Annotated in this window: 14 protein-coding genes and 1 riboswitch; of the genes, 7 read left to right on the forward strand and 7 right to left on the reverse strand. The window is 71.0% G+C overall.

Going from position 1 to position 15295, the window contains the following annotated elements; genetic code table 11:
• Positions 1-11 precede the first annotated feature (11 nt).
• Complete coding sequence (gene thrC / locus OHT77_RS20660) at positions 12-1328, reverse strand: threonine synthase (RefSeq protein WP_328830028.1); 1317 nt, start codon at positions 1326-1328, stop codon at positions 12-14.
• Positions 1329-1345: 17 nt separating this feature from the next.
• A riboswitch (SAM riboswitch) is annotated at positions 1346-1502 on the reverse strand.
• 168 nt (positions 1503-1670) lie between these two features.
• Here thrC and OHT77_RS20665 point away from each other — a divergent pair.
• Positions 1671-2615, forward strand: a complete 945-nt coding sequence (locus tag OHT77_RS20665; protein WP_266771155.1) for a glucosyl-3-phosphoglycerate synthase — start codon at positions 1671-1673, stop codon at positions 2613-2615.
• Between the two features lie 101 nt (positions 2616-2716).
• The gene (locus tag OHT77_RS20670; protein ID WP_328830029.1) at positions 2717-4129 is read left to right on the forward strand and encodes an alpha,alpha-trehalose-phosphate synthase (UDP-forming); all 1413 of its coding nucleotides are present in this window, start codon (positions 2717-2719) and stop codon (positions 4127-4129) included.
• A 40-nt stretch (positions 4130-4169) separates the two neighbouring features.
• On the opposite strand, the gene otsB is transcribed toward OHT77_RS20670, so the two are convergent.
• From otsB to OHT77_RS20685, 3 genes are all read right to left on the reverse strand, one after another.
• Positions 4170-5033, reverse strand: coding sequence for a trehalose-phosphatase (gene otsB / locus OHT77_RS20675; protein ID WP_328830030.1), 864 nt, complete (start codon positions 5031-5033; stop codon positions 4170-4172).
• A gap of 42 nt (positions 5034-5075) precedes the next feature.
• Positions 5076-5327, reverse strand: a complete 252-nt coding sequence (locus OHT77_RS20680) for a DUF3263 domain-containing protein (protein ID WP_266771149.1) — start codon at positions 5325-5327, stop codon at positions 5076-5078.
• Between the two features lie 61 nt (positions 5328-5388).
• A complete protein-coding gene (locus OHT77_RS20685; protein ID WP_443048074.1) occupies positions 5389-6654 on the reverse strand; it encodes an extracellular solute-binding protein in 1266 nt (421 codons plus the stop codon).
• 109 nt (positions 6655-6763) lie between these two features.
• On the opposite strand from OHT77_RS20685, the gene OHT77_RS20690 reads away from it, so the two are divergent.
• The 3 genes from OHT77_RS20690 to OHT77_RS20700 all read left to right on the forward strand — a co-directional run bounded on the left by OHT77_RS20690 (position 6764) and on the right by OHT77_RS20700 (position 9989).
• The gene (locus OHT77_RS20690) at positions 6764-7708 is read left to right on the forward strand and encodes an ROK family protein (protein WP_328830032.1); all 945 of its coding nucleotides are present in this window, start codon (positions 6764-6766) and stop codon (positions 7706-7708) included.
• 35 nt (positions 7709-7743) lie between these two features.
• The gene (nagA, locus tag OHT77_RS20695) at positions 7744-8943 is read left to right on the forward strand and encodes an N-acetylglucosamine-6-phosphate deacetylase (RefSeq protein WP_328830033.1); all 1200 of its coding nucleotides are present in this window, start codon (positions 7744-7746) and stop codon (positions 8941-8943) included.
• Between the two features lie 116 nt (positions 8944-9059).
• The gene (locus tag OHT77_RS20700; RefSeq protein ID WP_328834293.1) at positions 9060-9989 is read left to right on the forward strand and encodes a 1-phosphofructokinase family hexose kinase; all 930 of its coding nucleotides are present in this window, start codon (positions 9060-9062) and stop codon (positions 9987-9989) included.
• Between the two features lie 62 nt (positions 9990-10051).
• Here OHT77_RS20700 and OHT77_RS20705 read toward each other — a convergent pair whose 3' ends face one another.
• On the reverse strand, positions 10052-11029 hold the full coding sequence (locus tag OHT77_RS20705) for a carbohydrate-binding protein (RefSeq protein ID WP_328830034.1): 978 nt from the start codon (positions 11027-11029) through the stop codon (positions 10052-10054).
• A gap of 115 nt (positions 11030-11144) precedes the next feature.
• Positions 11145-12803 (reverse strand): diguanylate cyclase CdgB, encoded by a 1659-nt coding sequence (gene cdgB / locus OHT77_RS20710; protein WP_266771139.1) that lies wholly within the window; start codon positions 12801-12803, stop codon positions 11145-11147.
• A 305-nt stretch (positions 12804-13108) separates the two neighbouring features.
• On the opposite strand from cdgB, the gene OHT77_RS20715 reads away from it, so the two are divergent.
• Together OHT77_RS20715 and OHT77_RS20720 are read left to right on the forward strand one after the other, a co-directional pair.
• Positions 13109-13681 (forward strand): flavin reductase family protein, encoded by a 573-nt coding sequence (locus OHT77_RS20715; RefSeq protein WP_328830035.1) that lies wholly within the window; start codon positions 13109-13111, stop codon positions 13679-13681.
• A 59-nt stretch (positions 13682-13740) separates the two neighbouring features.
• Complete coding sequence (locus OHT77_RS20720; RefSeq protein WP_328830036.1) at positions 13741-14223, forward strand: GNAT family N-acetyltransferase; 483 nt, start codon at positions 13741-13743, stop codon at positions 14221-14223.
• A gap of 32 nt (positions 14224-14255) precedes the next feature.
• On the opposite strand, the gene OHT77_RS20725 is transcribed toward OHT77_RS20720, so the two are convergent.
• On the reverse strand, positions 14256-15197 hold the full coding sequence (locus tag OHT77_RS20725) for a sigma-70 family RNA polymerase sigma factor (RefSeq protein ID WP_328830037.1): 942 nt from the start codon (positions 15195-15197) through the stop codon (positions 14256-14258).
• Positions 15198-15295: the final 98 nt, after the last annotated feature.

Genomic DNA, 15295 nt, shown 5'->3' on the forward strand with positions numbered 1-15295 from the left:
AAGAACGACGCTCAGGACGCGAGTCCAGCTTCCCTGAACGACTCGAGGTTCGGCCGGATGGTCGCGGTGAGCCCAGTACCGGCAACCGCATCCAACGTCTTGAGCCCATCACCGGTGTTCAACACGACAGTGGTCAGCGTCGGATCCAGCAACCCGCTCTCGATCAGCTTCTTCGCCACCCCCACGGTCACCCCACCCGCGGTCTCGGCAAAGATCCCCTCGGTCCGCGCAAGCAACTTGATCGCGTCGACGACCTGCTCGTCGTTGACGTCCTCGACCGCCCCACCGGTCCGCCGAGCGATGTCCAGCACATACGGACCGTCCGCGGGGTTCCCGATCGCCAGCGACTTGGCGATCGTGTTCGGCTTCTGCGGCCGTACGACGTCGTGCCCCGCCTTGTAGGCGACCGACACCGGCGAGCAGCCCTCGGCCTGCGCGCCGAAGATCTTGTACGGCTTGTCCTCGACGAGCCCGAGCTTGATCAGCTCCTGGAGCCCCTTGTCGATCTTCGTGAGCTGCGACCCGGAGGCGATCGGCACGACGAGCTGGTCCGGGATCCGCCACCCCAGCTGCTCGCAGATCTCGTACGCGAGGGTCTTGGAGCCCTCCGCGTAGTACGGCCGGAGGTTGACGTTGACGAAGCCCCAGCCCTCCCCGGCCGGGTCGCCGATCAGCTCGGAGCAGAAGCGGTTCACCTCGTCGTAGTTGCCCTCGATGCCGACGAGCTCGCCGCCGTAGATCGCGGCCATGACGATCTTGCCCTGCTCCAGGTCGTGCGGGATGAACACGCAGGAGCGGAAGCCGGCCCGGGCGGCGGCGGCGCCGACGGCGCCGGCGAGGTTGCCGGTGGAGGAGCAGGAGAGGGTGGTGAAGTCGAAGGCGCGGGCCGCCTCGATCGCCTGGGCCACGACGCGGTCCTTGAAGGAGTGCGTCGGGTTGCCGGAGTCGTCCTTGACGAACAACTTGCCCGCGTCGACGCCCAGTTCGCGGGCGAGGTTGTCGGCCTGGACGAGCTTGGTCCAGCCGGGGTTGATGTTCGGCTTGTCGGCCACGTCGGCGGGGACGGGCAGCAGGGGCGCGTACCGCCAGATGTTCGCGGGGCCGGCCTCGATCTGCTTGCGGAGCTCTTCGGTGTCGTAGGACGAGAAGTCGTAGGCGATCTCCAGCGGGCCGAAACACTCCTCGCAGGCGAAGACCGGGCCGAGGGGGACGCGGTGGCCGCACTCGCGGCAGGACAGCGCGGCGGCGGGGCCGAGATCGACGGTGTTCGCGGGGATCGTGTCCGGGTTCGCGGAGTTCGTGGTGCTTGCGACAGTCTGCGCAGCCATGGAGGGGAGGCCCTTTCTCCTCATCTTCCTCACGACGCATCTCGCCGTGAGACGGATTTGGCACCTTCCCGAGCCGGGAGCCTCACCACGTCAGCGTGCAGCTGAGTGCCAAGACCGGCTGGAGGGTTGCCGGGGCTTCATCGGGCCGTATCCCTCTGCCCCTCTGGATGAGCGGTATTCGATTGTGTACGCCGACGGCCCCCGACATGCGATGGTCATCAGCGTTGTTCAAGACTGTAACCGAAGGCCAGGACAGTTGAAGAGAGCCGTCCGAACCGCGAGACGGATCACACACACCGTGTGACCCCTTCTCGCCGAGAGAACGTAGAGGAGCCGCGCAACGTGCTGAAAGATGTCGAGCACTGGCTGAGCACTCGCTCCTGGTCCCTGACGGACCGGCCGCTGCACAAGATCCTGGCCGCCAAGCACCGCACGGGGCAGTCCGTCTCCGTCGTGCTGCCCGCGCTGAACGAGGAGGCGACGGTCGGCGAGATCGTCGCGATCATCCGTCACGACCTCATGCAGCAGGTCCCGCTCGTCGACGAGATCGTCGTCGTCGACTCCGGGTCCACCGACCGCACCTCCGAGGTGGCCGCCGCGGCGGGCGCCCGGGTCGTGCACCGTGACGACATCCTGCCCCGCATCCCCGCCGTGCCCGGCAAGGGCGAGGTGCTGTGGCGCTCGCTGCTGGTGACGAGCGGTGACATCGTCGCGTTCGTCGACGCGGACCTGAAGGAGTTCTCCTCGGACTTCGTCACCGGGATCGTGGGCCCGCTGCTCACCGATCCCGGCGTCGACCTCGTCAAGGCGATGTACGACCGCCCGCTCGGCGGCGCTGCCGGACAGGGCGGCCGGGTCACCGAGCTGATGGCCCGCCCGCTGCTGAACATGCACTGGCCGCAGCTGGCCGGTTTCGTGCAGCCGCTCGGCGGCGAGTACGCGGCCCGCCGCTCGCTGCTGGAGCAGCTGCCGTTCCCGGTCGGGTACGGCGTCGAACTGGGCATGCTGGTCGACGCGTTGCACCTGGTGGGCCTCGACGCCCTCGCCCAGGTCGACGTCGGCGTCCGCAAGCACCGGCACCAGGACGGGCAGGCCCTGGGCCGGATGGCCGCGCAGATCTACCGCACGGCCCAGCTCCGGCTGGCCCGCGGCCACCTCATCCGGCCGTCCCTGACGCAGTTCGAGCGGGGCCCGGACGGATTCGAGCCGCGCACCTACTCCGTCGACACGGAGGAGCGGCCCCCGATGGTCGACATCACCGAATACCAGTCCCGCAAGGTCGCATAACCGGGCGCAGACGGTCACGGACGGTCGTATACGGACTCATACGGTCCGCCAACGGCCGTCCGTACGTTTGAGCGTTTCCGGGCCGGGCTAGGTTGTGGCGTATGGCTTCCACGGCTTCCACTCCCCCTCGCGGTGCTGCTCAGGTGCTCGTCGCGTCCAATCGCGGTCCCGTCTCCTACGAGGTGGGCGACGACGGTTCGCTGCGCGCCAAGCGCGGTGGCGGCGGGCTGGTGTCCGGGCTCTCGGCCATCGGGCCGGACGCCGACGCGCTGTGGGTGTGCTCGGCGCTCTCCGACGGCGACCGCGAGGCGGTGCGGCGGGGGGTGGGCGAGGACGGCGTACGGATGCTGGACATCCCGGCCGACGTGCACACCGACGCGTACAACGGCATCGCCAACTCCGTGCTGTGGTTCGTCCACCACATGCTGTACCAGACCCCGCTCGAGCCGGTCTTCGACGCGGAGTTCCGGCGCCAGTGGGCGTCGTACGAGGCGTACAACCGGGCGTTCGCGGAGGCGCTGGCCCAGGAGGCGGCCGAGGGGGCCGTCGCGATCGTGCAGGACTACCACCTGTGCCTGGTCCCGGGGATGCTGCGCGAGCTGCGCCCCGACCTGCGCATCGGCCACTTCTCGCACACGCCGTGGGCGCCGGCCGACTACTTCCGGATGCTGCCGGACGACATCCGTGAGCAACTGCTGACGGGCATGCTCGGCGCGGACCGGCTCGGCTTCCTCACCCACCGCTGGGCGGACGCGTTCACGGCCTGCTGTACGGAGTTCGCCGGGGGCGTCGGGGACACCCGGATCGGTGTCCACGGCCTGGGCGCCGACGCCGACTTCCTGCGGGCCCGCTCGCACGAGGCGGACGTGGAGGAGCGCATCGTGGCCCTGCGCGAGGAGATCGGCGCGGGCCGCAGGACCATCGTCCGGGTCGACCGCACCGAGCTGTCCAAGAACATCGTGCGCGGGCTGCTGGCGTACCGCCAACTCCTCGACGACCACCCGGAGTTGCTGGAGCAGGTCGTCCATGTGGCGTTCGCCTACCCGTCCCGGCAGGACCTCGCCGTCTACCGCGACTACACGGCCGAGGTGCAGCGGGTCGCCGACGAGATCAACTCCCGGTACGGGACGTCGGGTTGGACCCCGGTGGTCCTCCACGTCAAGGACGACTTCGCCCGCTCCCTGGCCGCGTACCGCCTCGCCGACGTCGCCCTCGTCAACCCCATCCGCGACGGCATGAACCTCGTCGCCAAGGAGGTCCCGGTCGTCTCCGACGAGGGCTGTGTGCTGGTGCTGTCCCGGGAGGCGGGCGCGTACGAGGAGTTGGGCGAGGACGCGATCCCGGTCAACCCGTACGACGTGATCGGCACGGCCGCCGCCCTGCACGAGGCGCTGACCATGCCGGCCGGCGAACGCGCCGAGCGCACCAAGAGACTGACGGCGGCGGCCACGGCCCTGCCCCCGGCCCAGTGGTTCCTGGAGCAGCTGAACGCGCTGCGGGGCCAGCCGAGTTGAGCGGGGCCGGGCGACCGCAGGTGGTCCCCGGCCGCGCCCCTCACCCCAGGTGTGCCGCGAGCGCCGACAGCAGTTCCACGACCCCTGCCGCGCCGTCCACCACCAGGTCCGCCCGTTCGCGCAACTCCGTGACCTCGTCGTTGCCGCTGCACACCAGCAGGCCGGGGATGCCGTCCGAGCGGAGTTTCTCGACGGCCGCGAACGCGGGGAGGTCGCCGAGGTCGTCGCCGGCGTAGAGGACGGACCCGGCGCCGGTCTCGCGGAGGTAGTCGGTGAGGGCGACGCCCTTGTCCATGCCGGGCGGGCGCAACTCCAGGACCAGGCGGCCGGGTTCGACGATCAGGCCGTTGCGGGCGGCGAGGTCGGTGAGGGGGGCGCGGAGGGCCTCGAAGGCGGCCTGCGGGTCCTCGGCCCTGCGGGTGTGGACCGCGAGCGCGCGGCCCTTCTCCTCGATCCAGGTGCCCTGCCAGGCGCCGATCCGGTCGAGGAAACCCGGGAGTTCGGCACGGACGGCGGCGACACCGGGGTGCGGGGCGGGGGCCGTGACCGTACCGGTCACCGCGTCCCAGCGCTCCGCGCCGTAGTGACCGAGGACGACCAGGTGTTCCAGGCCCGGCACACCCGCGAAGCCGCCGTTGCGCACCGCCACGCCGGCCGGGCGGCCGGTGACGACGGCCACGGAGGCGACCTTCGGGGCGAGCGCGGCCAGCGCGCGCACCGCGCCCGGGTGGGCCCGGGCCTGCTCGGGGTCCGGGACGATCGGTGCGAGGGTGCCGTCGAAGTCGAGCCCGACCACCGCGGAAGCCGGTTCGGCGAGGATCGCCGCCAGGCCTTCGCGTCCGGCGCGGGTGACGGGGGTCGGCAGTACGGCCAAGGGATCGGTGGAGTCCTGAGGGCTGCCCATACGTCGACCCTATCCGGGCGGGGCCGGGGCCCACACCTGCTGCTACCTCTCCGTACGCCTTGTCTCGCGGACCCGTCTCAGCCTGTTCACCGTCACCGGGTCGTGGGCCAGGGCCCGCTCGTCGTCCAGCAGGGCGTTCAGCAGCTGGTAGTAGCGCACGGGGGCCAGGCCCAGCTCCTCGCGTATCGCGCGCTCCTTCACGCCGGGGCCGGGGAAGCCCCGGCGCTCCAGCGCGAGGATGTCCTGTTCCCTCCGGTTCAGCGCGGGAAGCCGGGCGGGCCTGTCCTTCTCCATGCCTGCACGGTAGCTCCCGCCACTGACAACGGCCCCGGGCGCCGCCCGCCGCCGCTTCCCGCTACTTCCCGCTCTCCGCCAGCGACGCCGCCGCCTGCAGCTGCCCCAGTACGCCGGCCGGGCTGCCGTTCGCGGCGACCGCCTGGCCTATGCGCTGCTTGATGTCGGAGCTGACCGCGGCCCAGGAGGTGTTGCCGACCGGGTAGAGCGTGGACAGCGGGAGCTCGTCGAGGAACGGCCGCAGATCCTTGTCCTCCTTCGACTCCTCCATCGTCTGGGAGGCGGAGTTGGTCACCGGCAGGAGGTCGTACTCGCGGGAGAAGGCGAGGACGTTCTTCTCGCTGTAGACGAAGTCGAGGAAGTCGCCGATCTGCTCGCGGTGGCCGTTCTTCTTGAAGGCGGTCATCCAGTCGGCGACGCCCATCGTGGACTTGGCCTTGCCGTTGCGGCCGGGCATGGGGACCGTGCCGAACTTGACGCCCTTCTTGGTGGCCTGCTGCATGAGCGTCGGGTGGCCGTTGAGCATGCCGACGTCACCGTTGGCGAAGGCGGCGAACGCGTCCGCGCGGTTGAGCCTGGCGGGCGCGACCGGCCCGGTCAGGCCCTTGGCGACGAGGTTGTCGCGCAGCCAGGTGAAGGTGGCGACGTTCTGCTTGGAGTCCAGGGTGTAGGTGCCGATGTCGTCGGTGTAGCCGCCGCCCCCGCCGAGCAGCCACTGCATCGTCTCCGCCTGCGCCTCCTCCGAGCCGAGCGGCAGCGCGAACGGGTACTTCACACCCCGCGCCTTCAGCGCCTGCGCGTCGGCGGCCAGCTCGCTCCAGTCCTTCGGCGGGGTCAGCCCGGCGGCGGTGAAGAGGGTCTTGTTGTAGAAGAGGACGCGCGTGGACGCGGCGAACGGCATGCCGTACTGGATGTGGTTCACCTGCCCCGCGTCCAGCAGCGGCTCCAGGAAGTCGGCCTCCACGGGGATGGAGAGCAGCTCGGCCGTCGAGTACAGCTTGCCGGCGGCGGCGTAGTCCGCGTACGCGCCGATCTGCGCCATGTCGGGCGCCTTGCCGGCCGCGACCATCTCCTTGACCTTGCGGTCGACGTCGTTCCAGGAGTAGACGCTGACCTCGACCTTGACGTTCTTGTGCTTCGCCTCGTACGCCTTGACGACCCCGTCCCAGTACTTCCGCGAACTGTTCGACGCGGAGTCGCCGTAGTCCGCCGCGACCAGCCGGAGGGTCACGTCACCGGATCCCCCGCCGAGGCCGCAGCCGCCGAGGACCGCCGTCATGCCCAGAACGGACGTCGCCGCGATCATTCCTGTCCTACGCCGCTGCACTGCCGCATCCCCACCTTTGCTCTCGTGACGTTCGCTCTGTGAACCCATAAGGTCTACACCACGTGAGTGGACTAGACCTCTCGCGGGTAGACGGGCCACACTGTCCCCCGTGAGACATGTCATCGCCCTCGACGTGGGCGGCACCGGGATGAAGGCCGCCCTGGTCGGGGCGGAGGGCGAGTTGCTGCACCGGGCCCGCCGGGCGACCGGCCGCGAGCGCGGTCCGGACGCGGTCGTCGAGCACATCCTCGGCTTCGCCGCCGAGCTGCGCGCGTACGGCGAGGAGCAGTACGGCGAGCCCGCGTCCGCCGCCGGTGTCGCCGTCCCCGGCATCGTCGACGCCGAGCGCGGCATCGCGGCCTACTCCGCGAACCTCGGCTGGCGCGACGTACCCCTGCGCGATCTGCTCGCCACCCGGCTCGGCGGGGTCCCCGTCGCCCTCGGCCACGACGTGCGCACCGGCGGTCTCGCCGAGGGCCGCATCGGCGCGGGCAAGGGCGCCGACCGCTTCCTGTTCGTGCCGCTGGGCACCGGCATAGCGGGCGCGATCGGCATCGACGGCCGGGTGGAGGCGGGCGCGCACGGCTTCGCGGGCGAGGTCGGCCACATCGTCGTACGCCCCGGCGGCCTGCGCTGCCCCTGCGGCCAGACCGGCTGCCTCGAGCGGTACGCGTCGGCGGCGGCGGTGACCGAGGCGTGGGCCACCGCCTCCGGCAACCCCTCGGCGGACGCGGCCGACTGTGCCAAGGCCGTCGACGCCGCCGACCCGGTCGCCACGACCGTCTGGCACGAGGCGATCGACGCCCTCGCCGACGGCCTCGTCACCGCCCTCACCCTCCTGGACCCCCGCACGATCATCATCGGTGGCGGCCTGGCGGAGGCGGGGGAAACCTTGTTCACACCGCTACGCGAAGCGGTCCGCCGCCGGATCACCTTCCAGAAACTGCCGTCGCTCGTCCCGGCGGCCCTGGGCGACACGGCCGGATGCCTGGGCGCAGGCCTCCTGGCCTGGGATCTCCTCAACTCAACCGACCGCACGGAGGTAGCACGCTGATGGCACCCACCTCAGGGGCGCGAGACAGTGCCGACATGCGGCTCCGCCGCGGGGCGCGACCAGCCACAACGAGCCCGCACCCCGCAACGGCCCATGTGCCCCTGATCCTGTCCGGTGCCGACCTCGTCCTGCCCACAGGCACCGTCAAAAACGGCCGGCTCATCATCGACGGCACCCGCATCACCGGCGCCGCCCCCGAGAACGCCCAGGTCGTCGACGTCACCGGCTACACCCTGGTCCCGGGGTTCGTGGACATCCACAACCACGGCGGCGGCGGAGCCTCCTTCACCTCCGGCACCGTCGAGGACGTCCTCAAGGGCATCCACACCCACCGCCTCCACGGCACCACGACGGTCGTCGCCTCGACGGTCACCGGCGAGATGGACTTCCTCGCCCAGCGCGCCGGCCTCCTGTCCGAACTGGCCGAGCAGGGCGACCTCGCGGGCATCCACTTCGAGGGCCCGTTCATCTCCCCGTGCCGCAAGGGCGCCCACTCCGAGGCCCTGCTCCGCGACCCCGACCCCGCGGACGTCCGCAAGCTGGTCGACGCGGCCCGCGGCCACGCGAAGATGGTCACCCTGGCGACCGAACTCCCCGGCGGCCTCGACTCCGTACGGCTGCTCACCGAGCTCGGCGTCATCGCGGCGATCGGCCACACCGACGCGTCGTACGAGCAGACGGTGGCCGCGATCGACGCGGGCGCGACGGTCGCCACGCACCTGTTCAACGCGATGCCGCCGCTCGGGCACCGGGAGCCCGGTCCGATCGCGGCGCTGCTCGAAGACGGGCGCATCACCGTCGAGTTGATCAACGACGGTACGCATCTGCACCCGGCGGCACTGGAGTTGGCGTTCCACCACGCCGGTGCGGAGCGGGTCGCGTTCATCACCGACGCGATGGACGCGGCGGGCTTCGGGGACGGCCGGTACATGCTCGGCCCGCTGGAGGTCGAGGTGAGCGAGGGGGTCGCGCGGCTGGTGGAGGGCGGTTCGATCGCCGGGTCGACGCTCACGCTGGACCGGGCCTTCAAGCGCGCGGTGACCGTCGACCGGCTGCCGGTGGAGGACGTGGTCGCGGCGATCTCGGCCAACCCGGCGCGGCTGCTGGGCAGTTACGACGAGGTCGGCTCGCTGGAGCCGGGCAAGTACGCGGACCTGGTGCTGCTGGATTCGGAGTTCGACCTCAAGGGCGTGATGCGGCGCGGTGAATGGGTGGTGGATCCCCAACTGGGCTGATTCGCACTGCCGTTGAGGCGGCGGCCGGCCCGGGAGGCTGGGCGGGCCGCCGCCTCTTTGGCATGATCGGTCCGAACCGGACGGCGGCGGCACACACTTCGGGGGAGGTCGGCACGGTGATCCTCACGGTCACGCTGAACACCGCTCTCGATATCACCTATCGGGTACGGGAGTTGCGACCGCACGGTTCGCACCGCGTGTCCGAGGTGACCGAACGGCCGGGCGGCAAGGGCGTGAACGTGGCCCGGGTGCTGGCGGCCCTGGGCCACGAGGTGACGGTCACCGGCTTCACGGGTGGCGCGACGGGACGCGAGCTGCGGTCCCAACTCACCGGCACCCCCGGCATATCGGACGCGCTGGTACCGGTCGCCGGCACGACCCGCCGCACGATAGCGGTCGTGGACGAGCTGACCGGTGACACGACTCAACTCAACGAGCCCGGCCCGACGGTCACTTCGGCGGAATGGTCGACCTTCCAAAAGGCCTACGAGTCCCTGCTGCCCGGCGTCTCGGCGGTGGCCCTGTGCGGGAGCCTGCCTCCCGGACTCCCGGTGGGCGCGTACGCGGGCCTGATCCGCACGGCCCGAACCGCCGGCGTCCCCGTCCTCCTCGACACCAGCGGCGAACCGCTCCGCCGGGGAGTCGCCGCCCGCCCCGACATCGTCAAGCCCAACACCGACGAACTCGCCGAACTCACCGGCTCCCACGACCCGTTGCGCGGCGCCCGCGACACCCGCCGCCGAGGCGCCCACGCGGTGGTCGCCTCCCTGGGCCCGAAGGGCCTCCTGGCAACAACCCCGGAAGGCACCTGGCAGGCAACCCCACCCACCCACATCCCCGGCAACCCAACAGGCGCAGGCGACTCCGCAGTCGCAGGCCTGCTCTCAGGCCTCCTGGAAGGGCTGCCCTGGCCTGACCGCCTCTCACGAGCGGTCGCCCTGTCCGCGGCAACCGTACTGGCCCCGGTGGCAGGCGAGTTCGACCGCACGGCGTACGAGGAGCTGCTGGAGCGGGTGAGGGTGACGGGGGAGGCCAACGCGGCCTGAAACAACCGACCAACGTTGACCGAGGACCGTCGAACATCGCCGGGGGCGTGACGCCCCCCGGGTTACTTCTTGACCTGGCCCTGCTTCACCCACAGCTGGTCCAGGAGGACGTTGCAGTTGTCGCCGTTTTCGCAGGACAGGGTGAGGGTGTTGCTGCCCTTGGTGAGGCTTGGCCAGGCGAAGCTGGTCGTCCAGCCCTTGGTGAAGTCGCCGTCGGCGGCCTTCGCGTAGTTCTTCAGGCTGAAGGGGCTGCCGAACTTCTTGCCGTTGATGCTCAGCGTCATGTGCTGGTCGTCACTGGTCGAGCTGTAGTGCGCGAAGACCGTGTACGTGCCGTCCGAGGGAATGCCGTTGACCTGCCAGCTGACCGACGCGCCGACCGTGTTCAGGCCCGTCACATAGACACCGCCGGCCGCGTCGGCGCCCTTGACGTCCGATGCGAGGGTCGCGCCGCCCTGGAGGTTGAGTGCCTTGGCGTCTATGGTCTGCGTCTCCAGACCGCTGGACGCGCTGCTGCTCGCCGACGGACTCGACGACGCGCTCTGGGACGCCGACGGGGTCGAACCCGCCTGGTCGTTCGTCTTGTTGTCGTCGTTGCCGTTCATCATCGCCACGCTGATGCCGATGACGACCGCGGCGACGACCGCGATCGCGCCGATCAGGAGGCCCTTGGTGTTGGGGCCCCTGCCTCGGCCGCCGGTGCCGCCGCTGTGGTTGTACGACGGGGGCTGCTGGCCGGCCGGGGGGCCGCCGGGGAAGGTCTCCGGGGCCTGGTAGTGGGCGTTGGGCTGGGCGCCGTAGGACTGTTGCTGCGGGACCGTCTGGCCGTACGGCTGCTGGTACTGGGCAGTGGGCGCCGCGGCGGCCTGCTGGCCGCCGTACTGGCGCTCGCCCACCGGGCGCACACGGTTGACCGAGCCCGGGTAGCCGTAACCACCACCGGACGGCGGCTGGGCTCCGGCGGCCTGGCCGTCGGCGTACAGGTAGCCGAACGGGTCGTCGTCCTCGGGCGTGCTCGCGCCGTTGTTGCCGGGCGTCATCCCTAGGTACTCCTCAACAGGTGCGGGTGCAGATACGTCAGCAGAACTGCGAGCCTACCCGCTCCGCGTCGTCCAAACGGGTGACTCCGACCGCATCAGACCGCTGACCTGGAGATCATCCCGCGCGTCTGTGCTGTTTGGGACGAGATCGTTTCTCGATGTACATCCGTTCGTCAGCGGACTTCAGCACCTCGTCCGCCGTCATCCCGCAGTGGGCCCACCCGATACCGAAGCTGGCCCCCACCCGCATGGCCCGCCCGTCGACCCGGATGGGCTGGATGATCTCGTTCCGCAGACGTACGGCGAGGTCGGCGGCGTCCGCCCGGCCGAGCCCGTCGGCCAGGACGACGAACTCGTCACCGCCGAGCCGGGCCACCGTGTCGCCGTCGCGCACGGCCCGCCCGAGCCGCCGCGCGACCTCGATGAGGACGGCGTCGCCCGCGTTGTGCCCGAACCGGTCGTTGATCGACTTGAAGCCGTCGAGGTCGCAGAAGAGGACCGCGAGCCCCTTCGTGCCGTCGTCCCGCTCGCCCTCCGGGGCGACGGTGTGGACGTGGTGGTCGTAGGCGTCGAGGAGGTCGGCGCCGGGCCGGAAGTCGAAGCCGTGGCCGTTCGCGTCGTAGGCCGGATGTCCGTACGCGGCGTCGATGGACTCGATCTCGCCGGGGTGGGTGGCCTGCGGGCGCTGGCAGAGGCGGGCGGAGAGGCGGGTGCGCAGCTCCGCCGAGTTCGGCAGGCCGGTCAGCGCGTCGTGCGCGGCGCGGTGGGCGAGCTGCAGCTCACGGCGCTTGCGGTCCTCTATGTCCTCGACGTGGGAGAGGAGGAAGCGCGGCCCGTCGGCGGCGTCCGCGACGACGGAGTTGCGGAGCGAGACCCAGACGTAGGTGCCGTCCCGGCGGCCCAGGCGGAGCTCCGCGCGCCCGCCCTCCGCCGAGGTTCTGAGCAGGGTGCCTATGTCCTCGGGGTGGACGAGGTCGGAGAAGGAGTAGCGGCGCATCGCGGACGCGGGGCGGCCGAGCAGGCGGCACAGGGCGTCGTTGCTCCGCAGTATTCGGCCGTGCTGGTCGCCGCCCATCTCGGCTATCGCCATGCCGGAGGGGGCGTACTCGAAGGCCTGCCGGAAGCTCTCCTCGCTCGCCCGCAGCGCCTGCTGCTCGCGCTCGAGGCGGACCAGGGCGCGCTGCATGTTGGCGCGCAGCCGGGCGTTGCTGATCGCTATGGCCGCCTGGAACGCGTACATCTGGAGGGCCTCGCGGCCCCACGCGCCCGGTCGCCGGCCGTTGCGCGGGCGGTCCACGGAGAGGACGCCGATCAGTTCGCCGCACGAGCCGCCGGAGACGCCGGGGGTGTACATCGGCGCGAAGAGCCGGTCGGACGGGTGCCACTCGTCCTCGAAGCGGGGGGCGGGGCCGTCGGTGTACCACTGCGGGACGTCGTCCTCGTCGAGGACCCAGCCCTCGGTGTGCGGGATGAAGCGCAGGTCGCCCCAGGACTCGCCCATGCCGAGGCGGCGCTCCCAGGACTCACGGGAGCCGACGCGGCCGGTGATGAGTGCCTCGGCGGCGGAGTTGCCCGCGAAGGCGGCGACCACGAGGTCGCCGTCGGGGCGCACGAGGTTGACGCAGGCCAGTTCGTACCCGAGACCGTTGACGACGCCGTCGGCGACGGTCTGCAGGGTGTCCGCCAGGCTGCGGGCGGTGTTCATGTCCGCCATGACCGTGTGCAGTTGTCGCAGGGTCGCAAGACGGACGTAGGGCTCCGACTCGGTCTCCATACTCGCCCTCCCCCCGAGACCTCGCAGTGAATCAAGGGTCATCTTCCCCGCCACTGAATCACAGCGCGCTCCCCACTCGGTACACAGGGTCAACAATTAGTACCCCTTGTGACTCAAGTCACAGCAGAAGATGAGCAATTGAGAGGAGTTTCTGCTTTTTCCCTGTGCGTTTACTGAACGCAAACTTTGTGGGTGTGTGGACATGATGCACGACGATGTTCCGCCGCGTGGGCCATTGGACCTAGGACCCGACTGGGCCGCAGGTCCGATGCGGTGCGCGGTGGCCGGAGGCTAGCGTCTCAGGCGTGCTGAAGACCGCCCCGATCTCCAAGACCGTTCCCTCCGGGCATGCTGTGGGGGTGAGCAACGACGAGTTCCGCGCCGCCCTCGCCCGGCTGGCCGCGGGCGTGGTCCTGGTGACCGCGCACGAGGAGCCCTACGACCCGGACGACCCCCAGGCTCCGGTCGGCGAGGACGTGGGCATGACGGCGACCGCCTTCATGTCGGTCTCCCTGGACCCGCCCCTCGTCCTGGTCAGCCTCCGCAACGGCTCCCGCATGGACGACCTCCTCGACGAACAGCCCCTGTGGGCCGTCTCCGTCCTCTCCGAGAGCCAGCGCCACATCGCGGGCCGCTTCGCCATGAAGGGCCGCATCAGCGACCGCCTGCTCTTCGACGACATCCCCTACGCCCGCGGAGAGGCGTCCGGCGCCCCCCTGGTCCGCGGCGCCCTCGCCACCCTTGAGTGCCGCACCGAACAGCGGATTCCGGCGGGCGACCACACCCTGGTGATCGGGCGGGTGCTCACGGCGGAGGTGGGAAGCGCGGAGGGCGGCCCGCTGTCGTACTTCCGGGGCCGGTACCGGCAGTTGGGGTAGCGGACGGGGCGCCGGCCAATTCGGTGGCCCGCCGGAGATCCCCCGCCTACCGTGCACGCATGACGACGAACCCCGCCCCCGGGCCCGGACCGCGCCTCGAAGAGATCACACCGGCCACCTTCGAGGCCGCCGTGGGCATCCAGGTCCGCCCGGACCAGGAGTTCGCGGTCTCCCCCGTCATGAAGTCCCTCGCCGAGGCCTACGTCCATCAAGGCACCGCGTGGCCCCGCCTGATCGTCGACGAGGACCGGCCCGTCGGCTTCCTCATGGCCTTCTTCGACATCGACTGGCACCAGGACGGCTCCGTCATCCGCTCCGGCCTGTGGCGGCTGAACATCGCGGCGGACCAACAGGGCCGCGGCTACGGCAGGTTCGCCGTGGAGTCGGTCGCCGCGGAGATCCGGCGGCGCGGCGGCACGGAGCTGTACGTGACGTGGCACGAGGGTCCGTCGGGCCCGGCGAAGTTCTATCTGGGGCTGGGGTTCCGGCCCACCGGTGAGCTGAGCGAGGGCGAGACGGTGGGCGTGCTGCAACTGCCTTAGCCGCGCACGATGTTGAGGATGCGGCAGTCGCATCAGACAAACCGCACGTCCAGCAGCGCCACCTTCTCCGGCTCCGTCACGATGTCGATCACGGCGATGCGGTCGCCCACGAAGGTGAAGGCCAGGGTGCGTTCGGGGCGGCCGTCGACTATCAGGGCGATGCCGGTGGCGCCGTCCACCAGGGCGGGGCGGGCGAAGCGGGCGTACTGGGCGAAGCCCGTCGCGCCCTTCGCCACCGCTGCGGCGCCCGCGGTCACGGCACCCTCGGAGCGGGCGACGACGTCCGGGTCGAGCACCTTCACCAGCGCGTCGAAGTCGCCCTCGCGGACGGCCGCGAGGAAGGCGTCGGCGACCATCCGCTGCCGTACGAGATCCGCGTCCGGCGCGGGAGCGCCCTGCACCCGGCGGCGGGCCCGGCTCGCCAACTGCCGTGCCGCCGTGGGCGTACGGCCGACGATGGACGCGATCTCCTCGAACGGGACGGCGAACAGGTCGTGCAGCACGAAGGCGAGGCGTTCGGCGGGGGTGAGGGTCTCCAGGACGACGAGCAGCGCGCTGCCGACGGAGTCGGCGAGGAGGGCGTCCTGTTCCGGGCCGGGCGCGGTGGCCGGGACGGAGGCGTCGGCTTCGAGGGGTTCCTCGGCCCGCGACGTGCGGGAGCGGAGCATGTCGAGGCAGACCCGGCCGACGACCGTGGTGAGCCAGCCGCCCAGGTTCTCCACCCGCCCGGCGTCCGTACGGCTCAGCCGGAACCAGGCCTCCTGCACGGCGTCGTCGGCCTCGGCGGCGGAACCGAGCATGCGGTGGGCGACGGCGCGGAGGCGGGGGCGATGGGATTCGAATCGGGCGGCGAGGAATTCGCCGCCGCTTTCCGTGCCGTTCCCGTTCTCTTCGGTCCCGTTCCCTTCGGGCTCGTTCCCTTCGGGCTCGTTCTCTACGGGCCCGTTCTTTTCGGGGAATTCGAAGTCGCCCATGGGTCATGCTCCTCGTCGCCGTCCGCCCCTTCACCGACTGGACGAAGGACGACAGAGGAATGTGACACCAGGCACCCGGCGCGGACGGCGACGGGGAG

Source organism: Streptomyces sp. NBC_00252 (genome assembly GCF_036187565.1).
Lineage (GTDB): Bacteria > Actinomycetota > Actinomycetes > Streptomycetales > Streptomycetaceae > Streptomyces.